Below are 24,024 nucleotides of genomic sequence, written 5' to 3'. Positions count from 1 at the left end.
TTTGATCCATTCCAGTATAAGCTTGTCCAAATGAATGCGAGGCGCAGAGCGCCGCGCCCTGGGGCCGAAGACTTGTCCAGCACCGAACGCGTCGTGTTTGCCTGCTCCTGCGAGGAGACGATGCCGCTCGATGCCCGCGCCATCGGCGCGGCCTGCGGCGGCAGGCTCCAGGAGGCCGACCAGCTCTGCGGCCGGGAGCTCGACCGCTTCCGGTCGGCCCTGAGCACGGGTGCGCCCATCACGGTATCCTGCACGCAGCAGGCGCCGCTCTTCGCCGAGATCGCGGACGAGTTCGCGGCGGCGGACCGGATCAGCTTCGCGAACATTCGCGAGACCGCCGGCTGGTCGAGGGACGCCCGCGATGCCGGGCCGAAGATGGCCGCGCTCCTCGCGGCTGCCGCCGAGCCGATGCCGGCGATCTCGACCGTCAGCTTCGTGAGCCAGGGCGTGGCGCTCGTCTATGGGTGCGACGAGGTTGCGATCGAGGCGGCGCGCCGCCTCGCCCCGCATCTCGACATAACCGTGCTCCTGACGAAGCCGGCCGACGTCGCGCCGCCGCGGACGACCGAGTTCCCCGTGCTCAAAGGTACGATCGCGGCCGCAAAGGGCCATCTCGGAGCCTTCGAGCTGCGAATCGACGACTACGCGCTGCCCTCGCCATCCTCGCGGGGCGCGCTCGTCTTCGGCCCGCCTCGCGACGGCGCAACCTCGGCCTGCGATCTCGTCGTCGACCTCTCGGGCGGACTGCCCCTCTTTCCTGCGCACGAGGTGCGCAGCGGCTATCTCCGGGCCGACCCGCGCGACCCCGCCTCGGTCGAGCGCGCGGTGATGGAGGCCTCCCACCTCGTCGGCGAGTTCGACAAGCCGCGCTTCATCGATTTCAAGGCCGCGCTCTGCGCTCACTCGCGCTCGCGGATCACGGGCTGCACGCGCTGCCTCGACATCTGCCCGACCGGGGCGATCGCCCCGGCCGGCGACCACGTCGCGATCGATCCATTCGTCTGCGCGGGCTGCGGCGGCTGCGCCGCCTCCTGTCCAACCGGTGCCGCCTCCTATGCCCTGCCGAGGGTGGATGCGCTCGTGCGCAGGCTCCGCACGCTCATCCAGGCCTACCGGGCGGCAGGCGGGCGCGACCCGGTCGTTCTGTTCCACGACGGCGACCACGGCGAGCCGCTGATCGATGCGCTCGCGCGGTTCGGCGACGGGCTCCCGGCCAACGTGCTTCCGGTGCGCGTCAACGAGGTGACGCAGATCGGCCCCGAGACCCTCGCCGCGCTCTTCGCCTATGGCGCCGCCGGGGCAAGGCTCCTCGTCCGGAACCGGCCGAAGCACGACCTCGCCGCAACCCTCCGCGTCGTGGACCTCGCGAACACGGTCCTGGCGGCGCTGGGCTACGGCACGGCGCCGGTCTCGATCGTCGCCACCGATGACCCCGACGAGCTGCGCTCCCTTCTCGACACGGCACCGCTCGGGCGCCCGTCGGAGAAGCCGGCCTCCTTCCTCCTTGCGGGGGAGAAGCGCGGCGTGCTGGAACTCGCCTTCCGTGAGCTCCATCGAGCTGCGCCGGAGCCGGTCGACGTGGTCCCGCTCGCGGCCGGCGCGCCCTTCGGCGGCCTCTCCTTCGAAGTCGAGAATTGCACGCTGTGCCTCTCCTGCGTCGGCGCCTGCCCGACCGCGGCCCTGTCGGACAATCCCGAGCGGCCGATGCTCGCCTTCGACGAGACGCTCTGCGTCCAATGCGGGCTATGCGCCGCGACCTGCCCCGAGGACGTGATCGCGCTCAAGCCCCAGCTCGATTTCGCGGCCTGGGGCGCCGGCAAGCGCGTCGTAAAGGAGGAGGAGCCGTTCCACTGCACGGTCTGCGCAAAGCCCTTCGGGACGCGCAGCGCGATCGAGCGCGTCATCCAGAAGCTCTCCGGCAGCCATTGGATGTTCGCCGGGCCCGAGGGCGAGGCACGCATCCGCGTGCTCACGATGTGCGAGGATTGCCGGGTCGAGGCGGCGGTGAACGCCAATCTCGACCCGCACGAGCACGACACGCGTCGGCCGCGCACCACCGACGACTACCTCGCCGCGCGGACAGGTCCCGGCACGGCCTGAGGCGCCTACCTGGTCGCCTTCTCCAGGTACCGCACCAGCGCCTCCCGGTCCTCCGCCGTGACCGTCTGCTCGGGCATCTTGGTTCCCGGCGTGTAGCGCGCAGGCCCGATCTCGAAGAGCTTCGAGATCGTCTCCGCGTTCCAGACGATGTCGAGCTGCTTCAGCGCCGGCGAGAAATTGTAGCCCGGGAGGCTGGCGACCCTGCGGCCGAAGACGCCGTGCAGTGTCGGCCCGGCACGATTGCCCCCGTCGGGCGTCAGCGTGTGACAGGCCGCGCAGGCCTTGAAGACCTCCGCGCCCCGCTCGCTGCCGGCGACCGCGTTCAGCTCGGGCGGCCGCATCATCACGACAGGCCCGATATGCTCGCCGGTGCGGGCATTCCAGCGCCGGACGAGGCGGTCGCTGCCGCCCGTCAGGATTTCCGCCCCGTCTTGGGAGAAGGCCAGCGACCAGACCGGCAGGCCCGGCCCCACTAGCCGTGCCGCGGTGCTCGCTGTCCCAAGGTCGACGAGCGCAACGGCGCCTCTGAGAAGCGCGACCGCGGCGCGGCCGCCGCCGGGCGCGACCGAGATCGCCAGGATCGGCCCGGTCTGCAAGTCCAACTCCGTCAGCGCCTGATCCTCGGTCGAGAGGAGGCGCAGCACCCCGTCCGCGCCTCCCGCCACGATCTCGCCGCCGGGCCCCACCGCAAGCGCGTTGAGCGGCGTCGGCAATGTCCGGATGGCGGGGGCGCCCTCCCCCGCAGGCCAGATCCTGAGCGTTGCATCGTAGCCCGCCGTGACGAGACGCCCGTCCGGCATGAAGGCGACGGCGTTCACCTGGCCCTGGTGTCCCTCGAACACCCTCGCAGGGCCGCCCGAGAGCGGGGTGAGCCGGGCCGTACCGTCCCACGATGCCGAGGCGATCCTCCCACCGTCCGGCGACAGCGCGAGCCCGACGATCGGACCCTTATGGGCTTCCTCGACCTGCAGAGGCTGCCCGCCGCCGGGCTGCCACAGCGCGATCCGGCCATCCTCCCCCGCCGTCGCGAAGCGCCCGCCGGGAAGGGCGAGCACGGCATTCACCGCGCCCTCGTGGAAGCGCAGCACCGATCTCGCCTCGCCGCTCCGGAGGTCCCACAGGATGGCGGATTGGTCGAAGCTCCCGGACACGGCCGCCGCCCCGTCCTCCAGGATGGCCAGCGCGCGCACCGGCCCGCCATGGCCGCGAAATTCTGCTGCGGCCGGGCCGGCAAGGAAGAGCAAGGCGGTCGCGAGTGCGGCGAGGCGAGACGGGAACACGGGCCGGGGCGCTCCACTCGGAGTTGACGATAGCGGCGTACCGCCTGGCACCCGACGGGCACAAGCGCCCGGCGGAGTGTCCGGCTGCGGCGCGTTATCCGTCCGCAACGCGCACCGGCCTGCTTTCCCTGCCTAACAACCGTTAGTGACCTGCCGCGAGCCCGATGATCCGATGCGTTGCGGGCCGGGCGACCGGCCCAGCCGGTCCCGGCCCATCCGTGGTCCTTGACAGGCCGGGACCGGCGCACACATTCGGGACCGACGATGCCCACGCAAGTCTTCCGCACGGCCGCCGCCGTTTTCGGCCCCGCCGAGATCGCGAACCTCACCGAGGCCTACAATACGGCGCTCTCGTCCATCGACGAGCAGACCTTACGGCTCGACGTGCCTGGACACGAGCTGCGCCGCCGGCTCGCCTCGCGCATCATCGAGGAGGCGAAGCGTGGGCAGTCCGACCCGAAGCTCCTGGCAGAGCGGGCGCTCGCAGCGCTCGCAGCGTAGCCGTTTGGCGCGGGCCCTCGCCCGCGCGGCTGTTCCGGCTGCGCTCCTGCTCGGGCTCGCCTTCCTGCTCGTCGGCCTCTGCTTCGTCGCGGCACCCCGCCTCGGCGCCGTCATCTTCGGCATCGAAGCGGCCGAACCGGCCGCCCTCGCCTATGTCAGGGCGATAGGATTCCGCGACCTCGCCCTCGCGCTCTACATCTTCGGCCTGGCGGCCGCTGCGTCGCGCCGCGCTCTGAGCCTGGTGCTTGCCGCAAGCCTGGTGATCCCGGCCTGCGACATCGCGCTCGTGCTCTCCGTCGCCGGCTGGAGCGCGATGCCGCAGCTCCTGATCCATCTTGCGGGAGCGGCGGCTCTGGGGCTCGTGTCCCTCGGGCTGCGCTGCGCCGAATTGCGGCCGGTGCAGAGATGAACCCTTCCCGTCGCCCTTCGTTGGCTCTCCATCAGCCCGCCTCCGGGCGATCCAGACATGGGACGACGATGCGACAGATCTTTACGACCGCGCTCGCCGCAGCCGCACTCGGCACGGCCGGGCTCCTCTCCGGCGCAGCGACCAACGCGGCCTCGGCGGCGCCGATCACGGCCGAGCGCCTCGACGCCGCCGGCGTCAAAGTTGAGTACACGCAGTATCGCCGCGGCTGGCGCGGCCGCGGCTATCACGGGCCGCGCTACGGATACCGCGGCGGCTACTACCGCCGGGGATACGGGGCGGCGCCGCTGATCGGCGGCCTCGCCGCCGGAGCGCTCATCGGCGGCGCCATCGCGTCGCAGGCGGCTCCGGCGCCGGGCTATTATGCCGCGCCGCCGGACGACGACGCCGTCGCCTACTGCATGCAGCGGTTCAAGTCCTACGATCCGGCGAGCGGGACCTATCTCGGCTACGACGGCCAGCGCCATCCCTGCCCGTAATCCGCTTCGGTCGGGCGCGCCGCGCCCGACCTCTACGTCGTGTGCGAGGTCAGGTCGAAGCGCTCGACGAGCAGCCTGGCCTGGCTCGGATCGGCCCGGATGGCCTCGATGAGGCGGCGCAGGCGCGCGACCTCCGCCTCGAGCTTGGCCACGCGCTCCCCCTCTTGGTGCCCGCCCTGGGCCTCGGCCTCATCCCGGACGAACTCGATCCCGATGAAGCCGTCGCGCTGCCAGCGTATCTCCGCGTCGTAACGCCGCCCGTGCTTCGGGACGAAGAGCACGAAGCGCGGCGGCAGGACCGCACTGCCGGGGACCTGCAGCCTGGCGCCGCTCTCGGACAGATCCCGGACGGTGCAGTCGACCGTGGTGGCGCCCCCGTTGAACTCCGCGCGCGCCATAAGGAGCGTCCTGAGCCTGGGTGCGCGGTCTGACGTGGCCTCGGCCAAGACGAAACTCGACTTCGTTGGGGCGTATCGCGAAACGCTATCACGCCATGAAGAACGGAAGGTGAATGCCGCCGCTGGTTTCGGCCGGCCCTCCACCCTCCTCGTCAACGCACGGCGCGGCGCCCGCGTTCGCGCTTCGGCCGGCCAGCCGCGGGGCGGGCCTCGGCGCGCTTTGCGAGCGAGCGCTCCACGACGCGCGCCATGTCGATCATGATGCGGTCGAGCTCGTAGTCCTTCGGCGTGTAGACCGCCGCGACTCCCATGTTGCGGAGCACGAGCTCGTCCTCACCCGAGATGATGCCTCCGACGACCACGGGGATGTCGTCGAGATTCTCGAGCCGGAGCCGGGCCATCACCTCCCGGACCAGCGGCACATGCGAGCCCGACAGGATTGAGAGGCCGATCAGGTGCGCGCCGGTCTCGGCCGCGCGCGCCACGATCTCGGCCGGGGTCTGACGGATGCCGTCGTAGGCGACCTCCATCCCGACGTCCCGGGCGCGGAGCGCGATCTGCTCGGCGCCGTTGGAATGGCCGTCGAGGCCCGGCTTGCCGACGATGAGGCGCGGCGTCTCGCCAAGCTTTTCCCCGAGCTCGGCGATGACGAGCCTCACGTCCTCGGCGGGGGGCTGGCTCCTGGTCTCGACCGTAACGCCGGTCGGCGCACGGTACTGGCCGAAGATCCCGCGCAGCGCCTCGCCCCACTCGCCTGTAGTTACGCCCGCCTTCGCGGCCGCGATCGACGGCGGCACGATGTTGCGGCCCTCGCGCGCCGCGGCTTCGAGTTCCGCGACCGCCGCATCGACGGCCGCCTGGTCGCGCGCCGCACGCCAGGCGCGGATCTTGTGCACAGCCTCCATCTCGACCGTCTCGGGCACCGCCAGGAAGGTCCCCTCCCCGGCCACCAGGGGCGAAGGCTCGCCTTCCGTGAAGCGGTTCACGCCAACCACGACCTGTTCGCCGGCCTCGACCCGCGCGATCCGCGCTGCATTCGACTCGACGAGCGCGCGCTTGAGCAGCCCCGTCTCCACCGCCGCGATGGCGCCGCCGATCGCGTCGACGCGCGCGAGCTCGGCGCGCGCCTCTGTCTTCAGCCGCTCGACCTTCTCCTCCATCACGCGCGAGCCGTCGAACAGGTCGTCGTATTCCAGGAGGTCGGTCTCGTAGGCCAGGATCTGCTGCATGCGGAGCGACCATTGCTGGTCCCAGGGACGCGGCAGGCCGAGCGCCTCGTTCCATGCTGGAAGCTGGACTGCCCTAGCCCGCGCCTTCCTCGACAGGGTCACGGCCAGCATCTCGATGAGGATGCGGTGGATGTTGTTCTCAGGCTGCTGCTCGGTGAGGCCGAGCGAGTTCACCTGCACCCCATAGCGGAACATCCGCTTCTTCGGGTCGGCGATGCCGTAGCGGTCGCGCGTGATCTCGTCCCAGAGCTCCGTGAAGGCGCGCATCTTCGCGATCTCGGTCACGAAGCGCAGGCCCGCATTCACGAAGAAGGAGATGCGCCCGACGACCTCCGCGAAACCGGCCTCGTCCACCTCGCCGGACGTTTTGACGGTGTCCAGCACCGCGATCGCGGTCGCGAGCGCGAAGGCGAGTTCCTGGACCGGCGTCGCGCCCGCCTCCTGCAGGTGGTAGGAGCAGACGTTCATCGGGTTCCATTTCGGGACCTCCCGCGTCGTGAAGAGGATCACGTCCTTCGTCAGCCGCATGGAGGGCGCCGGCGGGAACACGTAGGTGCCGCGCGAGAGATATTCCTTGATGATGTCGTTCTGCGTCGTGCCCTGGAGCGCGGCGACGGGCGCGCCCTGCTCTTCCGCAACCGCCAGATAGAGCGCGAGCAGCCAGGCGGCCGGCGCGTTGATCGTCATGGAGGTGTTCATCTGCGCGAGCGGGATGCCGTCGAACAGCGCGCGCATGTCCCCGATATGCGCGATCGACACGCCGACCTTGCCGACCTCGCCGCGGGCCAGTTCGTGGTCCGGATCGTAGCCGGTCTGCGTCGGCAGATCGAAGGCGATCGACAGGCCCGTCTGTCCCTTGGCGAGATTGCGCCGATAGAGCGCGTTCGATTCCGCCGCGGTGGAATGCCCGGCATAGGTGCGGAAGAGCCAGGGCTTGTCCCGGCGGGTCTCTGTGGTCATCCGTAGCTCCCTCCCGCCTATCATGCTGCGCCGCAACCAGAAGGAAAGCCCCGCATAGGTCTAAAGGACGGAATGGAACCGTCTCGGCTTGACCTTCCGCCCCGCGAGGCGGATATCGGCCGGCGGGAGACCCCTCCCCACCGAGGGGCGCCCATCTGGAAGGATGGACCATATGGCCACGATGCCCGTCACGCGTCCCGCGGAGCGCCCGCGCACGCCGTTTTTCTCCTCCGGCCCCTGCGCCAAGCGCCCCGGCTGGACCTCCGACGTTCTGAAGGATGCGCCTCTCGGCCGCTCGCACCGCGCCAAGGTCGGCAAGGCGAAGCTGAAGCTCGCGATCGACCTGACGCGCGAGGTGCTGCAGGTCCCGGCCGATTACCGCATCGGCATCGTGCCCGCCTCCGATACCGGCGCGGTCGAGATGGCGCTCTGGTCCCTGCTCGGAGCCCGCAGCGTCGATCTCCTCGCCTGGGAGAGCTTCGGCGAGGGCTGGGTCACGGACGTCGTGAAGCAGCTCAAGCTCACCGACGCGCGGGTGATCAAGTCCGGCTATGGCGAGTTGCCGAATCTCGCCGAGGTCGACACGAAGGCCCGCGATGTGGTCTTCACCTGGAACGGCACGACCTCCGGCGTCCGGGTGCCAAACGCCGATTGGATCGCGGCGGACCGCGAGGGACTGACGATCTGCGACGCGACCTCCGCCGCCTTCTCGCAGCGGCTCGACTGGCCGAAGCTCGATGTCGTCACCTTCTCCTGGCAGAAGGCGCTCGGCGGCGAGGCGGCGCACGGCATGCTCATCCTCTCGCCGCGCGCGGTTCAGCGGCTGGAGAGCTACACGCCGTCCTGGCCGCTGCCCAAGATCTTCCGGATGACGAAGGGCGGCAAGCTCATCGAGGGCATCTTCGAGGGCGAGACCATCAATACGCCGTCGATGCTCTGCGTGGAGGACTACCTCGACGCGCTGAACTGGGCGAAGCGCGAGGGGGGCCTCGACGGCCTCGTCGCCCGCTCCGACCGCAACGCGAAGGTGATCCTCGACTGGGTCGGCCGCACGCCGTGGATCGCGAACCTCGCCGCGGATCCGGCCACCGCCTCCAACACGAGCGTCTGCCTCGTCATCGCCGATCCGGAGGTGGTCGCGAAGGGCAAGGACACCGTCGCCGCGGTCGCGAAAGGCATCGCGTCCACGCTCGAGAAGGAAGGCGTCGCGTTCGACATCGGCGCCTACCGCGACGCCCCGCCCGGTCTTCGCATCTGGTGCGGAGCGACGGTCGAGACGGCCGATCTCGAGGCGCTCACGCCCTGGCTCGACTGGGCCTTCGCCCAGGAAAAGGCGAAGCTCCTGGCCCAGGCCGCCTGAGGCGAGCCATGACGGACGAGATCGGGTCCGAAAGCTTCACGCCGCAGAACGAACTCGAGGTCGAGCTCGTGCGCGCCGCGCACGAGCCCGCCTTCCGGGACGCGTTCCTGCGGGAGCTCGTGAAGGCCGAGGTCTACCTCGCGCTCCTGCCCGCAAACGGCCGGATCACGGTCGGGGCGGACGGTCAGGCGGTCGTCCCACCCGATGTCCGGCTCGACCTCGAGCCCATCGTTCGGGACGGCAAGACCCTGTTTCCGATCTTCTCGGCTCCCGTCCGGGCGCAGGCGGCCTACCAGGCCAACCATTTCATCGCGACCGACAAGGTCCACAACATCTTCCTGCGCCATCCGGGCACCGAGTTCGTCCTCAATCCGGGCTCCGATTACGGGGTCCTCCTGCTCCGCAGCGACGTCGAGGCGATGCTGCGGGGCGACCTCACCGCACACTGAAACATCTGCAATCCACCACCTCGTCATCCTGAGGTGCGGAGCGAAGCGCAGCCTCGAAGGACGCATAACGGTACTGCGTGCTTCGAGACGCCCCCGGGCCGATGCCCGGGCGCTCCTCAGCATGACGAGGGTAGAGCCAAGCCTGGAGCTCACATGCCCGCACCCCGCGTCCTCATCTCCGACGCCCTGTCCCCAGCCGCCGTCCAGATCTTCAAGGAGCGCGGCGTCGAGGTCGATTTCCAGCCCGATCTCGGCAAGGACAAGGACCGGCTTGCCGCCATCATCGGCCAGTACGATGGCCTCGCCATCCGGTCGGCCACCAAAGTCACCTCGAAGATCCTGGAGCGCGCGAGCGCATTGAAGGTGATCGGCCGGGCCGGGATCGGGGTCGACAATGTCGACATCCCGGCCGCGACGGCGCGCGGCGTGATCGTCATGAACACGCCCTTCGGCAATTCGATCACGACCGCCGAACACGCCATCGCCATGATGTTCGCGCTCGCGCGCGAGATCCCGGCCGCCGATGCCTCCACCCAGGCCGGCAAATGGGAGAAGAACCGCTTCATGGGGGTCGAGATTACCGGCAAGACGCTCGGGATCATCGGCTGCGGCAATATCGGGGCGATCGTGGCCGACCGCGCCCAGGGCCTGCATATGCGGGTGATCGCCTTCGACCCGTTCCTGTCGCCCGAGCGGGCGCTCGATCTGGGGGTCGAGAAGGTCGAGCTGGACGAGCTTCTCGCCCGGGCCGACATCATCACCCTGCACACGCCGCTCACCGAGAAGACCCGCAACATCCTCTCGGCCGAGGCGCTCGCCCGGACGAAGAAGGGCGTCCGCATCATCAACTGCGCGCGCGGCGGCCTCGTCGACGAGGTGGCGCTCCGGGCGGCGCTCGAATCCGGCCATGTCGCTGGCGCCGCCTTCGACGTGTTCTCGACCGAGCCCGCGCTCGAGAACCCGCTCTTCGGCCATCCGCACGTGGTCTGCACGCCGCATCTCGGCGCCGCGACGACCGAGGCGCAGGAGAACGTGGCGCTTCAGATCGCCGAGCAGATGTCGGACTACCTGACCAAGGGCGCGATCCAGAACGCGGTGAACTTCCCCTCCATCACGGCCGAGGAGGCGCCGCGGCTGAAGCCCTTCATCGCGCTGGCCGAGAAGCTCGGCTCCTTCGCCGGCCAGCTCACCGAGACGGGGCTGAAGAGCGTCCGCGTGACCTATCAGGGCGAGGTCGCGGGGATGAAGACCAAGGCGCTCACGAGCGCGGCCGTCGCCGGCCTGCTTCGGCCGATGCTGGCGGAGGTGAACGTCGTCTCCGCCCCCTCCGTCGCCAAGGAACGCGGCATCGTGGTGGAGGAGATGACTCGCGAACAGGACGGCGACTACGACTCGCTCGTCACGGTGACGGTCGTCACCGAGAAGCAGGAGCGCTCCGTTTCGGGCACCGTCTTCGCCGACGGCAAACCGCGCATCGTCGACATCAAGGGCCTGAAGGTGGACGGCGAGTTCGCGCCCTCGATGATCTACGTGTCGAACGAGGACAAGCCGGGCTTCATCGGCCGCTTCGCGACGACCCTGGGCGATGCGGGCGTCAACATCGCGACCTTCGCGCTCGGCCGCGACCGGCCCGGCGGCTCGGCGATCGCGCTGGTGGAGGTGGACGGCGAGGTGCCCCCCGGGGTTCTTGCCCGCATCCAGACCATCCCGGGCGTCAAGCAGGCCAAGCCCTTGAGGTTTTGAGCGCTTCCCTTGCGCGCCCACTGCGTTTAGGACGGGATGCTAGCTTCGAGGCGCGCCGATGGACAACTCTGTCGAGGTCGAATGGTACGGCGAGGCGAGCGTCTGGATCGCGGCGTCGCCGGAAATCGGTCTCTTCACGGAAGCTGAGACTTTGGACGAGCTTCGCCGGAAGGTGCCGATTATAGCCTCGGACCTGCTCGATGATAAGATCCCTCAGGGCACGCGCTTGCACCTTGAATTGCGCGTCAGGCTGGACGAGGTGCTTCCCGCGGCAGCCTGACCGCCGTTGGATCTCCGCGTGGTCGATTACGGCCTGCTGCTTCGTCGCGTCCTCCGAGAACACGGCTGGGAGTATTTGCGGCCCGGCAAGGGGGATCACGAGATCTGGATCAATCCGAAGACTGGCGCGAACCGTTTCAGTGGACGCCGGAAGCAAGTCGCGCCATCTCTCGAACAAGATCCTGAAAGCACTCGGAATCGAGAAGAAATTCTAACCGGTGCCGCGGACGACGTGCGGCCGCCCGACCTCCGCCAGCGCGATCCCGGCGAGCACGAGAGCAAGCGCGACAGCGTGGTAGGCCGCGAAGGTCTCGCCGAGGATGAGCACCGCAAGCAGCGCCGCGAAGACCGGCACAAGGTTCACGAACAGCCCGGCGCGCCCCGGCCCGATCAGCTCGACGCCTCGCATGTAGAAGATCTGGCTCACGAACGAGGGCCCGACCGCCAGGAAGCCCAGGATGGCCCAGCCCTTCGGGCCGGGCCATCGGGCAAGTCCCGTCGCCATCTCGGCGGCAACGAGCGGCAGCGTGCTGACGAAGGCCGCGAGCGACAACCCGGCGAAGAAGGCGAGCGCCGAGATCGGCGGCCGCCGCCGCAGCGCGACCGTATAGCCGGCGTAGAGCGCGCAGGCGAAGAGCACCCAGAGGTCGCCGGGGCGGACCTGAAGCGCGCGAAGCAGCGCGAGATCGCCATGGCTCACCGTCACGGCCACCCCGGCAATGGCGACGAGGAGGCCTGCCACCTGCAGCGGCGTGAACGGGGTGCGGTAGGCGAGGAAGCTGCCGGCGAGCACGAGGGCCGGCATGACCCCCTGGATCATCCCTATGTTGACGGCTGTCGTGGTGGTCGCGCCGAGGTAGAGCGGCGCGTTGAACCCGGTGAACCCGACGGCGCCCATCACCAGGACGAAGCGCCAATGTCGGGCAAGCAGGCGGCGTTCGGCGACGATCTGCCGGCGCGCCACGACGGCCAGGAGAACGAGCACCAGCAGCCATCGGAGCAGCGTCGTGACCATCGGCGAGACCTCGCCCACAAGCGCACGCCCCGCCACTGCATTGCCCGCCCACATGAGCGGGGTCAGAGTCAGAAGCAGGTAGGGCTGCGCGTAGAGCCGGCGCCCGATGGCCCGGGTCAGCGAGGTCATGCCTGCCCTATTCCTGCTTCATTGTAGGACGCCTCTCTCTTAGGCCGCGGGAGCCCGGGCGATCATCGGACAGGATCGGGGCGAGCAAAGTGGGCCCCGGCGCACTCGCCTGGCCGGGGCCTCGCTCGCCGCCGGACGGCCTCGTGGACGGACCCGCAGGGGGCCCCTCCTCCATGCCGCGAGCCGGCCGCCACGCTATCCGATCGCCTCCGCGACCGCCCTTCCGCACTCCTCCGTCCCGGCATTGCCGCCGAGGTCGCGGGTGCGGAGCGTGCGTTCGGCAAGCACGCGCTCGATCCCGGCCACGATGTCGGCCGCCGCTTCCGTCTCGCCGAGATGCTCGAGCATCATGGCGCCGGACCAGATCTGGCCGATGGGGTTGGCGATCCCCTGCCCCGCGATGTCCGGCGCCGAACCATGGACCGGCTCGAAGACGGAGGGATGCTCGCGGGTCGGATTGATGTTGCCCGACGGCGCGATCCCGATCGTGCCCGTGCAGGCCGGGCCGAGGTCCGACAGGATGTCGCCGAAGAGGTTGGAGGCGACCACCACGTCGAACCGGTCGGGGTTCAGCACGAAATGCGCGGTCAGGATGTCGATGTGGTACTTGTCCCAGCGCACGTCCGGGTAGCCGGCCGCCATCGCCTCCAGCCGCTCGTCCCAGTACGGCATCGAGATCGAGATGCCGTTCGACTTCGTGGCAGCGGTCAGGTGCTTCTTCGGACGCGACCTCGCGAGTTCGAAGGCGAATTTGAGGACCCGGTCCACCCCGGTGCGGGTGAAGACCGATTCCTGCACCACGAACTCGCGGTCCGTCCCCGGGAAGGCGCGGCCGCCGATGGCGGAGTACTCGCCCTCCGTGTTCTCGCGCACGACCCAGAAATCGATGTCCCCGGGCTCGCGGCCGGCCAGCGGGCACTTCACGCCCGGCATCAGGCGGACCGGCCGGAGGTTGATGTACTGGTCGAAGTCGCGGCGGAAGAGGAGCAGCGAGCCCCAGAGGGAAACGTGGTCGGGGATCTTCTCCGGCCAGCCGACGGCCCCGAAGAAGATCGCGTCGTGCCGGCCGACCTGGTCCTTCCAGTCCTCCGGCATCATGCGGCCGTGCTTGGCGTAGTAGTCCCAGGAGGCGAAGTCGAACCAGTCGAGCTGGAGCTCGAAACCGTGGCGCGAGGCCGCCTTTTCCAGCACGCGCACGCCCTCCGGCACGACCTCCTTGCCGATCCCGTCCCCCGGGATCACCGCGACGCGGTAGCGCTTGCCCGAACCCATCCGCTTCCTCCGACCTCTGCGTACCCGCCGGCTTCCGCCATCGGGGGGCGCGGGTCAACTCGCGACCCGGCTCAGATCATCTGGAACTCCCCCGTCCTGCGATGGCGCGCATAGGCGTCGAGCGTCCGGCGCATCACGGGGAGAAGCGGCGGCAGATCGGCGGGCTCGAACCAGCCGACCTGCAGGCTCTCGTCGTTGGCGCCGATGAGCTCGCCCGTGAAGCGGCGGGCGGCATAGAGCAGCGTGAAGTAGTGGCAGCGGTCGCCGTTCGGGTAGGTCCAGACCTCGTGGGCGGGATCGCAGGCGAAGCCGAAGGGCTTGGGTTCCAGCACCTGAATGCCTGTCTCCTCCAAGGTCTCGCGGATGACGGTCTCGTCCGCCCCCTCCCCCTCGTCCGGCACGCCGCCCGGCAAGCCCCAGAGCCGATAATCTGAGCGGAGCTGGAGCAGCACGGCCCCGTCCTCGCGCTCGACGACGATCCGCATGCCGGGGACGAGCAGCAGCCGGCTGCCCACGGCGGCGCGCAGCTGGCCGAGATAGGATCGGGCGAAATCGCTCATGCGGTCCGGCTCATAGGACGCGGGCCCGCGCCGGGGAAGCCGATGCGGAGCTTGTGTTCCGGGGCCGGGAGGGATACATGCCACCCGCGTTCGCAAGACGCGCCCGGGCCGCCGTAGCTCAGTTGGTTAGAGCACCAGATTGTGGATCTGGGGGTCCCCCGTTCGAGCCGGGGCGGCGGTACCAATGATTGCAGATACTTAGTCCTGAAGACCTGATAAACCGGGCGAAGTTTTCGGGACCGTTTACACCACCGTTTACAAAGTCGGTTTACACGGTCCCGAGGTTGGTGAACATCCGGCACCCGTCCGACAGGTCAACCGTAGACCGCGCCGGGCTTCAGTCGGTGGTAGGAATGTGAGCCTAGCAGCCGGGACGCGACGTGCTTGGCCCGTTCCATCTGCTCTTCCGCTCGGGCGATCTTGTCCGGGTCGCCACACAGGAGCGCCGCGTTGTGGTGCTCGTTCAGTTGGAACTTCAGCAGGTCCACGGCCGATTGCAGCAGGATCATCTCCTCGCGGGTGAAGGCGAGCACGTGGGGGCGTTCGTCGCTCATGTCGGGTTCGTCTCCTGAAAGGCGTCGAGCTTCTCGATGGCGCTCTCGGCGAGTTCAGCGGTGCGGGACAGGTACACCTCCAAGATCCGGTTGACGCTCACGAGGGAGTGCCCCGTGATGGTCGCGATCTCCTGCGGCAGGCACCCGGCCCGCGAGAGCATGGTCACGGCCGTGCCGCGCAGGTCGTGGAAATGCAGTTGCTCCTCGCCGGTCGGCAGGCCGGCTTTCTTATAGGCCCGCGACCACATGGCGATAAAGGACCGCTTCAAGTAGACGCCGCCGAGCGAGTTCTTCACGACCGTGCCGGTGCGCTTCTCCTCGGGCACCGCGTCAAGCACGGTTTTCAGCGCCTTCGTGCAGGGCACATAGACATTCCGCTTCGTCTTCCCCTGCTTCAGGCGGATCGCGCGGCCGTCGTATTGATCCCACCGCAGCTTCAGAATGTCGGCCTGCCGCTGCCCGGTATGGAGCGCGAGCGCGAGCGCCATGCGCAGTTCCGGGCCGCAGACCTTCGACATGGCCGCCACGTGCTCGGGCAGCCAAATCAGGTCGGCTCGTTCCGAGCGGTAGACGTTCTTGATCCCGGCGAGCGGGTTGTCGTCCACGAGGCCCCTGTCGAGCGCCCATGCGAGCACGCGTGCGAAAGCGCCCACGCGAGCGTCGGCCGCGCGAGGATGCTTCTCGGCGATCTCATCGCGCCACTCGATCACGCGAGCGCGGATCTTCTTCGACCGGAAGACGGCTACGGGCAGGGTGCCCCATTTGTCCTCGACGGCCTTTAGGACGAGGCGCTCGTTGGCGCGGGTGCTCTCGGCGAGGCGTTTCCACTCCGCCGAGGCGCAATAGCCCCGGATCAGGGCCGACACGTTGGTGGCGACCGTAACAGGTCGCCGCATCGCCTCCTCCGCAGCGCGCAGCGCCGCCGCGAACTCGGCTGAGCCGGGCATCCCCGGCAGCTTCATCCGCGTCTTCCGGTGGTAGTAGTGGACCGCCACCGATCCGTCCGCGTGCGGCCGTTTGACGACGTGGACGCCGTGGAGGAGGGTCTGCTGCTTCATGCGAAGATGTTCAGAAGGGTGCTGATACCCGCGAGCGCGAGCACGGCGATGATGAACACCAAAGCGCCGCTAACACCTTCACCTCGGTAGGTTCCGCTAGGTCCGCGCATCGGTTTTCACGCGGCCTCCTGCACGGGCTGCGCGGGCGGCACGCCGCAGAACTCGGCCACGCCCCACGAGCGCAACACCTCCTCCATCGTGAGGCCATGCCGCCGCGCCTCGATCCGCGCCGAGCGCCGGTAATAGGCGCGCTTGCGCGACAGCCGAGTGCCCTCCGGGTCCCGCGTCTTGGCGCGCCAATAGCGGATGCGCTCACCGAGGCGCACGATCTCATCCTCAATCGAGGCGAGGCCCTTGCCGGGGCCGATGACATCGCGCGCAGTGCCTTCGATCTCGACGGTGCTGAAGCGGTGCCCGTTCGGGCATTCGTACCGCCGCGACAGGTGATCGTCGCCACGATAGGTCTGCACGATCTTGGCACTCGCGCCGCACTTGCAGGTGAATTTGGAGAGGTGCGGCATGTCAGTCTCTCCCGTGGATCGGGAACGAGAAAGTGACGCGCTTCGGGCTCGCGTAGATCACGCCTGTGCAGACAGGGCATGGGACCCGGACAGTCTCGCCGAGATTGTGTTGGCTGCCCGGCTCGAAACGGCCATCCCCGCGTTGGCACTCGATACGCGTGCCGCACGTCAAGCAGGTGCCGTTGTATAATTTCTCAGCGGGTGGGGTGCCCCGATAAAGGATACGGACACCCATCAAGCCGCCCTCCCCTGCTGCTGCGCCTCCCATTCGGCGAGAGCGCGGTCGGCGTCGTTGTCGTTGTCGGAGGACATGCCCGACAGCTTGTCGAAGGCCGCGTCGATGGCCTTCCGATCCCACACGTCACCCACGGACGGCTTCGGCAGGATGCCGGCCTGAACGAGCAGCGTGAATTTCTTCACCGACACACCGACATAGGCGGCGGCATCGGCCTTCGTCAGGCCGCGCGGAACGATCCTTTCCTGTGACATCCCATCTTCCTTCTCATGGCAGGGTCAAAGATCCTCGTCGTCGTCTTCATCGTCCGACATATCGAGGAGAGAGCCTCCTGCACGTGGCAGGAGGTCTTCCGTGAGCGCCGCGAGCGCGGCGTCGTCCTGTGGGATCACGTGCGCGTAGGTGCGCAGCGTGACCGTGATATCCGCGTGCCCGAGCCGCTGCGACACGGCCTTCACGGGCATCCTCCGCGAGAGGAGGAAGGTCGCGTGGGCGTGCCGCAGGTCGTGCAGCGTGAACCGTTCGAGGCCGCAATCGGCCATTGCCCGGTTGACTTGGTGCGTGAGCGCGGACGGCACGCGGATGCCGCCGTGGGAGGCCGGGAAGACGTAGCAGGCTTCCACTTTGCCCGGCTCGTCGGCGTTCAGCTTCTCGACGACCTTATTGCGCATGTCGGCGAGTTCGTGGGCGACGGACGGCGGCAGCGCAACGGTGCGCACGCTCGATTTCGTTTTCGGCCGCTTCACCTGCACCTCATTGCCGGTCTGCACGGCGTTGCGGCGCACGTGGACCACGCCACCAATCAGGCGGTTGCTCGCGTCGCGGTGGAACTCGATGTCCTCCCACCGCAGCGCGCAAATTTCGCCCCGGCGGAGGCCGGTCGCGACCGCGAAGCGGATGATCGGCGCTACGGTCGGGTGCTTCTGATCCACGCACATGACGAGCCGGCCGATGTCCGCCTGCGAGAGCGTCTCGATCTTCGTCTCGTCGGCGCGCGGCGGGCGCACACGCTTGCCGTTGAACGGGTTTGAGGAGATCAGGCCCTCGATCAAGGCATCCTCGAACGCCGGCTTAAGGCGTGCATGGATATGGCGCACCGTGCGTGGCGAAAGGCGCGTCAGAAGGTCGTCGTAGAGGGCCTGAATGTCGGCCGCCGTGATCGACCGCAGCGGCTTGTCGCCAATGGCCGGCAGGACGTAGTTCGTCACGAAGCCGTACCACTCGGCGGTCGTGTCGGCGATCTCGCCGCGATGGCGGCGCATCTCGATCCACCGCTTCAGGTACTCGCCAACGGTGACGGTCGAGGTGCCACGGACAAGACGCTTCGGCTCTGTCACACGATCTTTGGCACGGGCCTCACGCAGAAGCGTAAGGCGCTCATATTCCGCGTCCTCGCGGGTGCCTTTGATCGTCCTGTAGGAGAAGGTTCTCTTCCCGTTTTCGCCGGGCGTCTCGATCCGCAGGCGCCACGTGTTCGGGCGCGTCTCAAGGATCGTCACTCGCATGGGTATCGCAATGTCAGGGTGGTGTTGCTGCGGCAACGTGCTCTGAATGGACACCATGCCCTCCAACTGTCAACATCGCCGCCGTCTACCCGGATGTTTATTTTAGGGCGTGGGTATCAGTCAAGCAGCTTTATCGCCTTCGATCACGGTGAAATCGCCATTCGCGCCTGTTTCACGTTTGTAGCGCGCGGCGATCTCGCTCTCACGCACGTTCAGATCGGCCTCGTTGCGCAGGTACACAAACCGTTTCGTGCCGTCATGGAGCCGGGCTTGTGACGGCCGCTTCACGAACTTCAACTCCTCCGTCAGCACGCGCGAGATCATCCCTTGGCTCGGCGGCGAGAACCGCAGTGCGACGTTCCCTGTGATCGCGTCGTCGATTTCCTTCACGGTCACGATGGTGCGGTGCTCGAACATGCCGCCAGGCTCGAATGCTTCGATGATCCACCGCTCGGGCATGGACCGCGAGGCTTCGAGCATCGTCGTCTTCGCGTTCGTCCATTTCGGCGTCGCGGCGTCGAAGCCGGTCAGGTCCACCGATTGCAGGTAGCGGAGGATGCGGCCGTAGCCGCCGCGCTCATACCATTCACCGAGCTTCGCATAGTAGGCGCCGTCGCGAGGCCGCTGCGGTGCGGCCTCGACGATGAAATAACGCCGGTCCTGTCCGCTCAGCTTCAGGGCGTCCGCGTGGTTCGTGAAGAACATGAAGCAGGCCGTGTTCTTCACGACATAATGCGGTTTGTTCTTGATGTTGATGACGACAGTATCCGTGCCTGTTCCGGTAATCAGAGCCTTCAATTTCTCGTAAGTGTCCTGCTTTTCGTGCCGGATCATTTCCTGCACGATAACAAGCTGCGCCTCCATGTACGGCGTATATTTGTCATTCAGGACGGTCGGGCTGATCTCATGCACGTTCTTCAGGCCCACGGCGTAGTGCAGCGGCCGGAATGCAATGTCCTTGCCGACGCCCTGCCGGCCGACGATGACGGGCGCCCACCGCACCTTCGCGCCGGGGTTCCGGGCAATGAACGCCATCCACTGAATGAGCGTGGTCCGCTCGTCGTCGTCGGGGAAGAGGAAGCGCATGTGATCGAGCCACGGCTTCACGTCCTCTTCGGTCGCGGTAGCCGGCACCTGCACGGGCGGCGGGCTCCACCGATTGAAGTAGAGGCCGCGCACCTCGCCAAGCTCGTCCTCGAACAGGCGCGGCTTGCCCGGCGCGTAGGAGATCCCCACGACATCTCGCACCTTCCCTGTGTTGCGGATGATGGCGGCGGCCGACTTCTCACCCGTCTTGCCGGCAGGTGCCACCGTCAGGCCGATGGGGTGCATGTTCAGGGCCTCATTGCCCTTCAGCATCATGCCGCTCGCGACGACGATCCACGTCTTCTCTGCCGGCCAATAGACGAGGCGCCGCGCCGCACGCTCGGCCGCGCTCTCGCCCTGTTGCGCCCGTGCCTCGTCCACGGCCTCGTCGAGATCCTCCGCCGGCAGGTCGTCGAACTCGAACTCGGCCATGCCGCGCCACCCGTGGCGCCGGGCAACTCGGAAGATGAAGTCCGGGCTCGCGTGAACGTAGGTCAGGCTCGCCCACGTCTTCTCGAAATAACCGAGATCGCAGGCGCCGTTCGCGACCGCCCATTCGGCGACCTCACCCTTGAACTCGTCGCCGCGCTTGCCGAGGGCGGCGCGCAGGCTCGCGAGGAAGGCCACCACGTCGTCGTGCAGCGGCAGCGTCTCGTAGGTGTTCGGCATGTGGCGGAGCACGGACAGGACGTGCTCGGGATCGCAGAAAGGTTCGATGTCGCCGACATAGACGCCGAGCCGGCCCCTCTCGTCGTAACCCGTCCGCACGCGCTGCCGCTCGTCGATCACGCCGCCGGCCGCCTGCACGGCTTGCACGATCACGTCGTAGACATCGCGCATGTCCTTGGCCGTGACGCCCGACATGCCGGTGACGCCCCATTGCAGAAGGTCATGGCCCTCGCGCCATCCGATCTTCTGCCCCTCGCGATGGGTGCCGGCGATGACGCACTGCTGCCCCTTGCCGAGGATGTCCACCTTATGCGTCTTCCGGTCGAGCGTGAACTTCAGGTGCATCACGCGGACCGGCTCGTCGCCGATCAGGCGGTAGAGCATGAGCGCACGGGGCGACCCCTCGCGCTCGCGGATCGGCGCGAAGCCGAGGAAGTCTTCCACGGCCTTCTGCACGATGTCGCGGGCGCGCTCGCTTTCCGCGTCGATGTCCACGGCCGGGTAGAACTCCGTCCGCAGGCCCACATTCGCGGTCGGCCACGAACCCATGAACGCCACCTGCCGATCCGTGAGCGGCATCGACAGGGCGTTGCCCTTCGCACCCATCCACGTACCCGACACGCGGTCGAACCGGCCCGGCACCTTGCCGAGGGAGTGCGGAAGAACCTTCGATTGTGGGGAGAGCTTGGCGTCGTGCGGGATAATCGGGAGGAGGTCACGGGCGTCGATGCCCGCATAGTCGATGAAGGGCCGCGACGCGGCCCCGAAATTCCTATCCTCGCTCATGGCAGACCTGTTTTCGTGCTTAGGGCCTTGAGGTAGGCCGTTGTCACGCCGGGACCAAGAGCACCCTGAACCCAAGCGCCTGCGCGTAGGAGAGTGCCGTGGTCAGGCGCGGCTCGTGCTCACCACGCATCCACCCGCGATAGGTGTTGTGGGCGTAGCCCGCCTTCCGCGACACGCGGCGGAACGAGGTTTCGTCCGAGCGCCGCCGCTCTTCACAGGCGCGGAAGAACTCCGCACCCGTCTTCACCTCGATAACGTCACTCCGCAACATCGCCCCGCACCCTCGCAATGGCGCCGCCGACCGCCGAGAAGAGCTTGTCGGTCGTGACCGTGTTCAGGTTCTTGGCGCGGCTGTCATGCGGTGTGGGTTGCCGCATCCACAAGGCGAGCGCCATCATCGCGCAGCACGCCGCGTGCGCCATGTGGGGCAAGCCCGTCTCGCCGTCGATGTCCTCGCCGAGTTCGATCCGGTTCAGATGCCGCATCATGGCGGCCCGGAGCCGGGCGAGGTCGATCCCCTTCTCCCAATTCCGGTCGGCATATTTAGCGGCCCCAAAGGTCAGCACCATCGCCACGGCCGCGAGCGCGTCCGGCGGCACGAGGTCGAAGCGGATCTTGCCGCCGTCGTATTTCACGCCCGCCATCCCGAGGTGCTCGGGCTTGTCGCCCCGCAGCGGCACGACAGAGACATTGCCGCCTGTATCCACGAAGTCATAGTGCGCCATCTTCCCCTTCCTCATGGCTCTACTTGCTGTATCGGCGGCCGGTCTTCGCCTCCGCCTTGAGCGGGAACCCCGCCGCCCATTCGGGTAGCTCGCACATGAGGGCGAGCATCTCGTCCACGTTGGCGCCCGCGCGGATGCGCTCGCCGGACACGAGGCAAATCACCTCGTCGTGGACGGAGAGGATCGGGTCGTAGCCGGCGGCGCGCAGCCGCAGCTTCGCATCCCGAATGAGGTCGAAGCAGAGGCCCTGCACGGCGTTCTCGGCGAGCTTGCCGCCCCACGTCCGCTCGGGTCCCCATTTCTTCGTGACCGCGTTCACCGCGTCGTATTCGATGTTGACGCGGGTGCCGTAATCCGTCTCGATCTCGACGAGGCGCGGGTTGCGATACCAAAGCAGCCGGCCGCTCGGCAGGCGCATCTTCAGCCACCGCTTGTCGCGTTTGAACGCGATCTCGCGATAGCGGAACACCTTGCCGGGGTTGCTGATCGCGCACTTCGCCGCGTCTTCGAGGCCGCGCCACAAAGCGGGGATTTCGGGATACTCCTCGCGGTAGGTGCGCACGGCGAGTTGCGCCGTCGCCATGTCCACCGCGACGTTGAAGTTGTCGCAATGGACGATGAACTTCGGCGGCCCCATGCCGTAGCCGCAGCCAAGCACCACCTGCTTGCCGACGAAGCGTTCGATGCCCTCGCCGGCCTTGTCGCGGCGCGTGATCTCCTCGACGGTGAAATGCGGGTAGATCGCGTGCGCCATCTCCTCGTAAATCTTCCCGCCCGAGGCGAAGAGTTCGACGAGCTTCTCGCACCCGGCGAGCCACGCGACGCCGCGCGCCTCCACGGCCGCGTAGTCCGCCCACCACAACTCGGCGTCGAGATCGGCCGGGATTGCGAGGAAGCCTCGGATCATCTGCGATAGGGCCGTCATCATCGGCCCATGCTTCGCCTCGAACTCCTCGGGCGAGAGGGTCAGGAGATCGTCACGAACGACGCCCCAATCCTTGCGCACGTCGCGGATCATGTTCTGCATCTGCACGCCGGCCCCGGCGAGGCGGCCCGTGCTCGCGCCGTGGAAAACGAGGTTGCCGCGCACCCACCCATCCGGGCACACCCGGTCGAGGAGCGCCTGATACTTCTTCACGCTCGTTTTGCCGGCCTGCTGCCGGATGCGGAGGGCTTCCTTCGCCTCCTCGGGAACGGACGGGTCCTTCAGAAGCTCGCCGATCCGTTTCTTGTCGAGCTTGGCCTTCGGCTTCTCCTCCTCGGCCGCGTCGGGCGCAAGGCTCTCTTCCGGGGCGTCCTCGGGCTCGTCGTCGAGCGCCACGCCGCAGTCGATGCCATAGTTGCCCTGCAACCACCGCTTCAGGCCCGCGACGTTCGATGCCTTCGGCACGGCGCCGGCCGTGACTTTGCGCATCCGCCGGTCGAGATCGTCGGCGGCGACATGCGCGGCCCACCGCGCGTCGTTGATGAACTGTACGTCGGCCGGCACGCCGTTGTCGTTCAGGTGCTCGATCAGTTCCCATGTGACGCGGTGCTCGGGCGTCATCGGGGCGAGCGCCTTGTCGAGCGCCTGTTCACCGCGCACGTCGTCGAGCATGTATTGCGCGAGGCGTTCGATGCGGCGCTCGTCCGCCCACCATTCGATGACGCGGTGCCCGTCGATGGTGAAGCACGGATCGCCGTCGAGCGCGCGGGCGAGCGCCTCCGGGTAGCCCTCCTCGTTGTGGGAGAAGGTGCGGCGCGGCTTGCACATGCGGAGCATGAGCGCGTGCCCTTCCTTGTCCTTCCGCACCTTCGCCCCGAGGGCGCGCAGGGCGCCGTCGAGGGATCGCGGGAGGGCCTGAATGGCGGCACGCGCGGCCGTACAGTCGAAGCGCGAGATCGGTGGCACATGATAGCCGAAACGCGGCCCGAGCACGTCCGTGAGCATCCGCCGCTCGAACCCGGCGTTGTGCGCGCAGACGCGCTCGGCGAGACGGAGCGCATCCTTGAACTCGCGCTCGGCCGCCGACTTGTCGCCGGGCCGAAACCACACCGGCTCGTCATCGTTGGCCGCGAAGCCGACCATGAGCACTTCGGTGGTCGGGTGTGCGCCGTAGACGTAGAGCCCGGCCTTCCGAATATCGACGGTCGAGCGCGTCTCGAAATCGCAATGGAGTGTGAGGCCCATCACCCATCCACCTTCAGTTCGTCGGCGCGCATGAGGAAGAGTTGCTTGGCGACATCCGGCGGGTGCGCCTTGATGCGCACGCCCGACTTCTCGGCCGGCAGCACCCACGGCGCCGGCTCTTTCGCCATGAGTTGTTCCTTCTCGTCCGCGAGAAGCGAATTGTCGGCGAGCTTCACGAGGTCCGGGATTGGCCACGGCAGGCGGAACCGCTCCGCGATGGCCTGAAGCAGCCGTTCCTCGGCGTCCTTGTAGCCGGCGAGATAAGGCTTCAACGGGCGCGGCACATCCACAAGGTAGGCTTCGGCCGCGTCATGCAGGAGCCCCCATTTCTGAAGCGTGATCGTCGGCAGCACGTTCGAGACATGCACCGAATGCTCGGCGACCGAATAGAACTTGTTGACGTGGCCGGCGTAGCGGCACTGCATGGACAGCGCGTGCGCGATGTCCACGAGCTTGATGTCCTTCGGCTGCGGGTCGAGCGGCCAAAACTGCCGACCCGAGAAGGTCTGCATCCAATCACCCTTGCGTTCCATG

At 68.0% G+C, this 24,024-nt stretch carries 25 protein-coding genes and 1 tRNA gene; 10 read left to right on the top strand and 16 right to left on the bottom strand.

The features are described 5' to 3' along the window. Window positions 1-120 precede the first annotated feature (120 nt). Window positions 121-2,100, top strand: coding sequence for a 4Fe-4S binding protein (locus tag HJG44_RS20785; RefSeq protein ID WP_171220399.1), 1,980 nt, complete (start codon window positions 121-123; stop codon window positions 2,098-2,100). 5 nt (window positions 2,101-2,105) lie between these two features. Here the strand turns inward: HJG44_RS20785 and HJG44_RS20780 are convergent, their stop codons facing one another. Further along, complete coding sequence (locus HJG44_RS20780; RefSeq protein WP_171220252.1) at window positions 2,106-3,380, bottom strand: c-type cytochrome; 1,275 nt, start codon at window positions 3,378-3,380, stop codon at window positions 2,106-2,108. A gap of 264 nt (window positions 3,381-3,644) precedes the next feature. Here HJG44_RS20780 and HJG44_RS20775 point away from each other — a divergent pair, with 264 nt between their 5' ends. The 3 genes from HJG44_RS20775 (at window position 3,645) to HJG44_RS20765 (ending at window position 4,787) form a co-directional block, all read left to right on the top strand. Then, the gene (locus HJG44_RS20775; RefSeq protein WP_171220251.1) at window positions 3,645-3,881 is read left to right on the top strand and encodes a hypothetical protein; all 237 of its coding nucleotides are present in this window, start codon (window positions 3,645-3,647) and stop codon (window positions 3,879-3,881) included. 4 nt (window positions 3,882-3,885) lie between these two features. After that, entirely contained in the window at window positions 3,886-4,290 is a 405-nt protein-coding gene (locus HJG44_RS20770; RefSeq protein ID WP_171220250.1) for a DUF4267 domain-containing protein, read from the top strand. Between the two features lie 68 nt (window positions 4,291-4,358). Continuing rightward, complete coding sequence (locus HJG44_RS20765; RefSeq protein ID WP_171220249.1) at window positions 4,359-4,787, top strand: BA14K family protein; 429 nt, start codon at window positions 4,359-4,361, stop codon at window positions 4,785-4,787. Window positions 4,788-4,819: 32 nt separating this feature from the next. Here the strand turns inward: HJG44_RS20765 and HJG44_RS20760 are convergent, their stop codons facing one another. Then, a complete protein-coding gene (locus HJG44_RS20760) occupies window positions 4,820-5,329 on the bottom strand; it encodes a PilZ domain-containing protein (RefSeq protein WP_346767234.1) in 510 nt (169 codons plus the stop codon). Between the two features lie 8 nt (window positions 5,330-5,337). Beyond that, complete coding sequence (locus HJG44_RS20755; protein ID WP_171220247.1) at window positions 5,338-7,374, bottom strand: protein meaA; 2,037 nt, start codon at window positions 7,372-7,374, stop codon at window positions 5,338-5,340. A gap of 181 nt (window positions 7,375-7,555) precedes the next feature. On the opposite strand from HJG44_RS20755, the gene HJG44_RS20750 reads away from it, so the two are divergent. From HJG44_RS20750 to HJG44_RS20735, 4 genes are all read left to right on the top strand, one after another. Then, window positions 7,556-8,734 (top strand): phosphoserine transaminase, encoded by a 1,179-nt coding sequence (locus tag HJG44_RS20750; protein ID WP_171220398.1) that lies wholly within the window; start codon window positions 7,556-7,558, stop codon window positions 8,732-8,734. Window positions 8,735-8,742: 8 nt separating this feature from the next. Continuing rightward, window positions 8,743-9,183: an SseB family protein gene (locus HJG44_RS20745; protein ID WP_171220246.1), complete on the top strand. Its 441-nt coding sequence runs from the start codon at window positions 8,743-8,745 to the stop codon at window positions 9,181-9,183. Between the two features lie 153 nt (window positions 9,184-9,336). Then, entirely contained in the window at window positions 9,337-10,926 is a 1,590-nt protein-coding gene (serA, locus tag HJG44_RS20740; RefSeq protein WP_171220245.1) for a phosphoglycerate dehydrogenase, read from the top strand. Window positions 10,927-10,984: 58 nt separating this feature from the next. After that, the gene (locus HJG44_RS20735) at window positions 10,985-11,206 is read left to right on the top strand and encodes a DUF1902 domain-containing protein (protein ID WP_171220244.1); all 222 of its coding nucleotides are present in this window, start codon (window positions 10,985-10,987) and stop codon (window positions 11,204-11,206) included. Between the two features lie 210 nt (window positions 11,207-11,416). Here HJG44_RS20735 and HJG44_RS20730 read toward each other — a convergent pair whose 3' ends face one another. The 3 genes from HJG44_RS20730 to HJG44_RS20720 form a co-directional block, all read right to left on the bottom strand. Then, window positions 11,417-12,349 carry a DMT family transporter gene (locus HJG44_RS20730; protein ID WP_171220243.1) on the bottom strand — a complete coding sequence of 311 codons (933 nt, stop codon included), beginning with the start codon at window positions 12,347-12,349 and terminating at the stop codon, window positions 11,417-11,419. Window positions 12,350-12,544: 195 nt separating this feature from the next. Continuing rightward, the gene (locus HJG44_RS20725) at window positions 12,545-13,621 is read right to left on the bottom strand and encodes a tartrate dehydrogenase (RefSeq protein ID WP_171220242.1); all 1,077 of its coding nucleotides are present in this window, start codon (window positions 13,619-13,621) and stop codon (window positions 12,545-12,547) included. Window positions 13,622-13,692: 71 nt separating this feature from the next. Continuing rightward, window positions 13,693-14,181, bottom strand: coding sequence for an NUDIX domain-containing protein (locus tag HJG44_RS20720; RefSeq protein ID WP_171220241.1), 489 nt, complete (start codon window positions 14,179-14,181; stop codon window positions 13,693-13,695). Between the two features lie 107 nt (window positions 14,182-14,288). Here HJG44_RS20720 and HJG44_RS20715 point away from each other — a divergent pair. Further along, window positions 14,289-14,365 (top strand) — tRNA-His (locus HJG44_RS20715). Window positions 14,366-14,495: 130 nt separating this feature from the next. Here the strand turns inward: HJG44_RS20715 and HJG44_RS20710 are convergent. The 6 genes from HJG44_RS20710 to HJG44_RS24315 form a co-directional block, all read right to left on the bottom strand. Next, window positions 14,496-14,735 carry a hypothetical protein gene (locus tag HJG44_RS20710; protein ID WP_171220240.1) on the bottom strand — a complete coding sequence of 80 codons (240 nt, stop codon included), beginning with the start codon at window positions 14,733-14,735 and terminating at the stop codon, window positions 14,496-14,498. Next, entirely contained in the window at window positions 14,732-15,793 is a 1,062-nt protein-coding gene (locus tag HJG44_RS20705) for a tyrosine-type recombinase/integrase (RefSeq protein ID WP_171220239.1), read from the bottom strand. Before HJG44_RS20705 ends, HJG44_RS20710 begins: the two co-directional genes overlap by 4 nt. A 116-nt stretch (window positions 15,794-15,909) precedes the next feature. Then, window positions 15,910-16,314 carry a hypothetical protein gene (locus HJG44_RS20700; RefSeq protein WP_171220238.1) on the bottom strand — a complete coding sequence of 135 codons (405 nt, stop codon included), beginning with the start codon at window positions 16,312-16,314 and terminating at the stop codon, window positions 15,910-15,912. Between the two features lie 234 nt (window positions 16,315-16,548). Next, entirely contained in the window at window positions 16,549-16,803 is a 255-nt protein-coding gene (locus HJG44_RS20695; RefSeq protein ID WP_171220237.1) for a helix-turn-helix transcriptional regulator, read from the bottom strand. A 24-nt stretch (window positions 16,804-16,827) separates the two neighbouring features. Continuing rightward, entirely contained in the window at window positions 16,828-18,111 is a 1,284-nt protein-coding gene (locus HJG44_RS20690) for a tyrosine-type recombinase/integrase (protein ID WP_171220236.1), read from the bottom strand. Between the two features lie 63 nt (window positions 18,112-18,174). After that, entirely contained in the window at window positions 18,175-20,115 is a 1,941-nt protein-coding gene (locus HJG44_RS24315) for a DUF5906 domain-containing protein (protein WP_171220235.1), read from the bottom strand. A 3-nt stretch (window positions 20,116-20,118) separates the two neighbouring features. Here HJG44_RS24315 and HJG44_RS20680 point away from each other — a divergent pair, with 3 nt between their 5' ends. After that, window positions 20,119-20,631, top strand: a complete 513-nt coding sequence (locus HJG44_RS20680; protein ID WP_171220234.1) for a hypothetical protein — start codon at window positions 20,119-20,121, stop codon at window positions 20,629-20,631. A gap of 7 nt (window positions 20,632-20,638) precedes the next feature. Here HJG44_RS20680 and HJG44_RS20675 read toward each other — a convergent pair whose 3' ends face one another. From HJG44_RS20675 to HJG44_RS20660, 4 genes are read right to left on the bottom strand one after another with little or no spacing between them, the layout of a single operon-like run. Beyond that, window positions 20,639-20,866 carry a helix-turn-helix domain-containing protein gene (locus tag HJG44_RS20675; protein WP_171220233.1) on the bottom strand — a complete coding sequence of 76 codons (228 nt, stop codon included), beginning with the start codon at window positions 20,864-20,866 and terminating at the stop codon, window positions 20,639-20,641. Next, window positions 20,853-21,320 carry a dATP/dGTP diphosphohydrolase domain-containing protein gene (locus tag HJG44_RS20670; RefSeq protein ID WP_171220232.1) on the bottom strand — a complete coding sequence of 156 codons (468 nt, stop codon included), beginning with the start codon at window positions 21,318-21,320 and terminating at the stop codon, window positions 20,853-20,855. The genes HJG44_RS20675 and HJG44_RS20670 overlap by 14 nt, the downstream gene beginning before the upstream one ends. A 19-nt stretch (window positions 21,321-21,339) precedes the next feature. After that, on the bottom strand, window positions 21,340-23,490 hold the full coding sequence (locus HJG44_RS20665; RefSeq protein ID WP_171220231.1) for a DNA polymerase: 2,151 nt from the start codon (window positions 23,488-23,490) through the stop codon (window positions 21,340-21,342). After that, complete coding sequence (locus HJG44_RS20660) at window positions 23,490-24,023, bottom strand: phosphohydrolase (RefSeq protein WP_171220230.1); 534 nt, start codon at window positions 24,021-24,023, stop codon at window positions 23,490-23,492. Before HJG44_RS20660 ends, HJG44_RS20665 begins: the two co-directional genes overlap by 1 nt. Between the last annotated feature and the right edge of the window lies 1 nt (window position 24,024).

It is taken from the genome of Enterovirga aerilata (genome assembly GCF_013044135.1).
In the GTDB taxonomy this organism is placed as follows: Bacteria; Pseudomonadota; Alphaproteobacteria; order Rhizobiales; family Beijerinckiaceae; genus Enterovirga; species Enterovirga aerilata.
This window is presented reverse-complemented; position numbering and strand designations above follow the sequence as displayed.

Excerpts from the sequence above, each read along its gene's own strand:
- HJG44_RS20785 (WP_171220399.1), top strand. The coding sequence starts at position 121 with ATGCCGCTCGATGCCCGCGCCATCGGCGCGGCCTGCGGCGGCAGGCTC.
- HJG44_RS20775 (WP_171220251.1), top strand. The coding sequence starts at position 3,645 with ATGCCCACGCAAGTCTTCCGCACGGCCGCCGCCGTTTTCGGCCCCGCC.
- HJG44_RS20765 (WP_171220249.1), top strand. The coding sequence starts at position 4,359 with ATGCGACAGATCTTTACGACCGCGCTCGCCGCAGCCGCACTCGGCACG.
- HJG44_RS20755 (WP_171220247.1), bottom strand. The coding sequence starts at position 7,374 with ATGACCACAGAGACCCGCCGGGACAAGCCCTGGCTCTTCCGCACCTAT.
- HJG44_RS20750 (WP_171220398.1), top strand. The coding sequence starts at position 7,556 with ATGCCCGTCACGCGTCCCGCGGAGCGCCCGCGCACGCCGTTTTTCTCC.
- HJG44_RS20745 (WP_171220246.1), top strand. The coding sequence starts at position 8,743 with ATGACGGACGAGATCGGGTCCGAAAGCTTCACGCCGCAGAACGAACTC.
- serA (WP_171220245.1), top strand. The coding sequence starts at position 9,337 with ATGCCCGCACCCCGCGTCCTCATCTCCGACGCCCTGTCCCCAGCCGCC.
- HJG44_RS20735 (WP_171220244.1), top strand. The coding sequence starts at position 10,985 with ATGGACAACTCTGTCGAGGTCGAATGGTACGGCGAGGCGAGCGTCTGG.
- HJG44_RS20730 (WP_171220243.1), bottom strand. The coding sequence starts at position 12,349 with ATGACCTCGCTGACCCGGGCCATCGGGCGCCGGCTCTACGCGCAGCCC.
- HJG44_RS20725 (WP_171220242.1), bottom strand. The coding sequence starts at position 13,621 with ATGGGTTCGGGCAAGCGCTACCGCGTCGCGGTGATCCCGGGGGACGGG.
- HJG44_RS20720 (WP_171220241.1), bottom strand. The coding sequence starts at position 14,181 with ATGAGCGATTTCGCCCGATCCTATCTCGGCCAGCTGCGCGCCGCCGTG.
- HJG44_RS20710 (WP_171220240.1), bottom strand. The coding sequence starts at position 14,735 with ATGAGCGACGAACGCCCCCACGTGCTCGCCTTCACCCGCGAGGAGATG.
- HJG44_RS20705 (WP_171220239.1), bottom strand. The coding sequence starts at position 15,793 with ATGAAGCAGCAGACCCTCCTCCACGGCGTCCACGTCGTCAAACGGCCG.
- HJG44_RS20700 (WP_171220238.1), bottom strand. The coding sequence starts at position 16,314 with ATGCCGCACCTCTCCAAATTCACCTGCAAGTGCGGCGCGAGTGCCAAG.
- HJG44_RS20695 (WP_171220237.1), bottom strand. The coding sequence starts at position 16,803 with ATGTCACAGGAAAGGATCGTTCCGCGCGGCCTGACGAAGGCCGATGCC.
- HJG44_RS20690 (WP_171220236.1), bottom strand. The coding sequence starts at position 18,111 with ATGGTGTCCATTCAGAGCACGTTGCCGCAGCAACACCACCCTGACATT.
- HJG44_RS20680 (WP_171220234.1), top strand. The coding sequence starts at position 20,119 with ATGCGTCTTCCGGTCGAGCGTGAACTTCAGGTGCATCACGCGGACCGG.
- HJG44_RS20675 (WP_171220233.1), bottom strand. The coding sequence starts at position 20,866 with ATGTTGCGGAGTGACGTTATCGAGGTGAAGACGGGTGCGGAGTTCTTC.
- HJG44_RS20670 (WP_171220232.1), bottom strand. The coding sequence starts at position 21,320 with ATGGCGCACTATGACTTCGTGGATACAGGCGGCAATGTCTCTGTCGTG.
- HJG44_RS20665 (WP_171220231.1), bottom strand. The coding sequence starts at position 23,490 with ATGGGCCTCACACTCCATTGCGATTTCGAGACGCGCTCGACCGTCGAT.
- HJG44_RS20660 (WP_171220230.1), bottom strand. The coding sequence starts at position 24,023 with ATGGAACGCAAGGGTGATTGGATGCAGACCTTCTCGGGTCGGCAGTTT.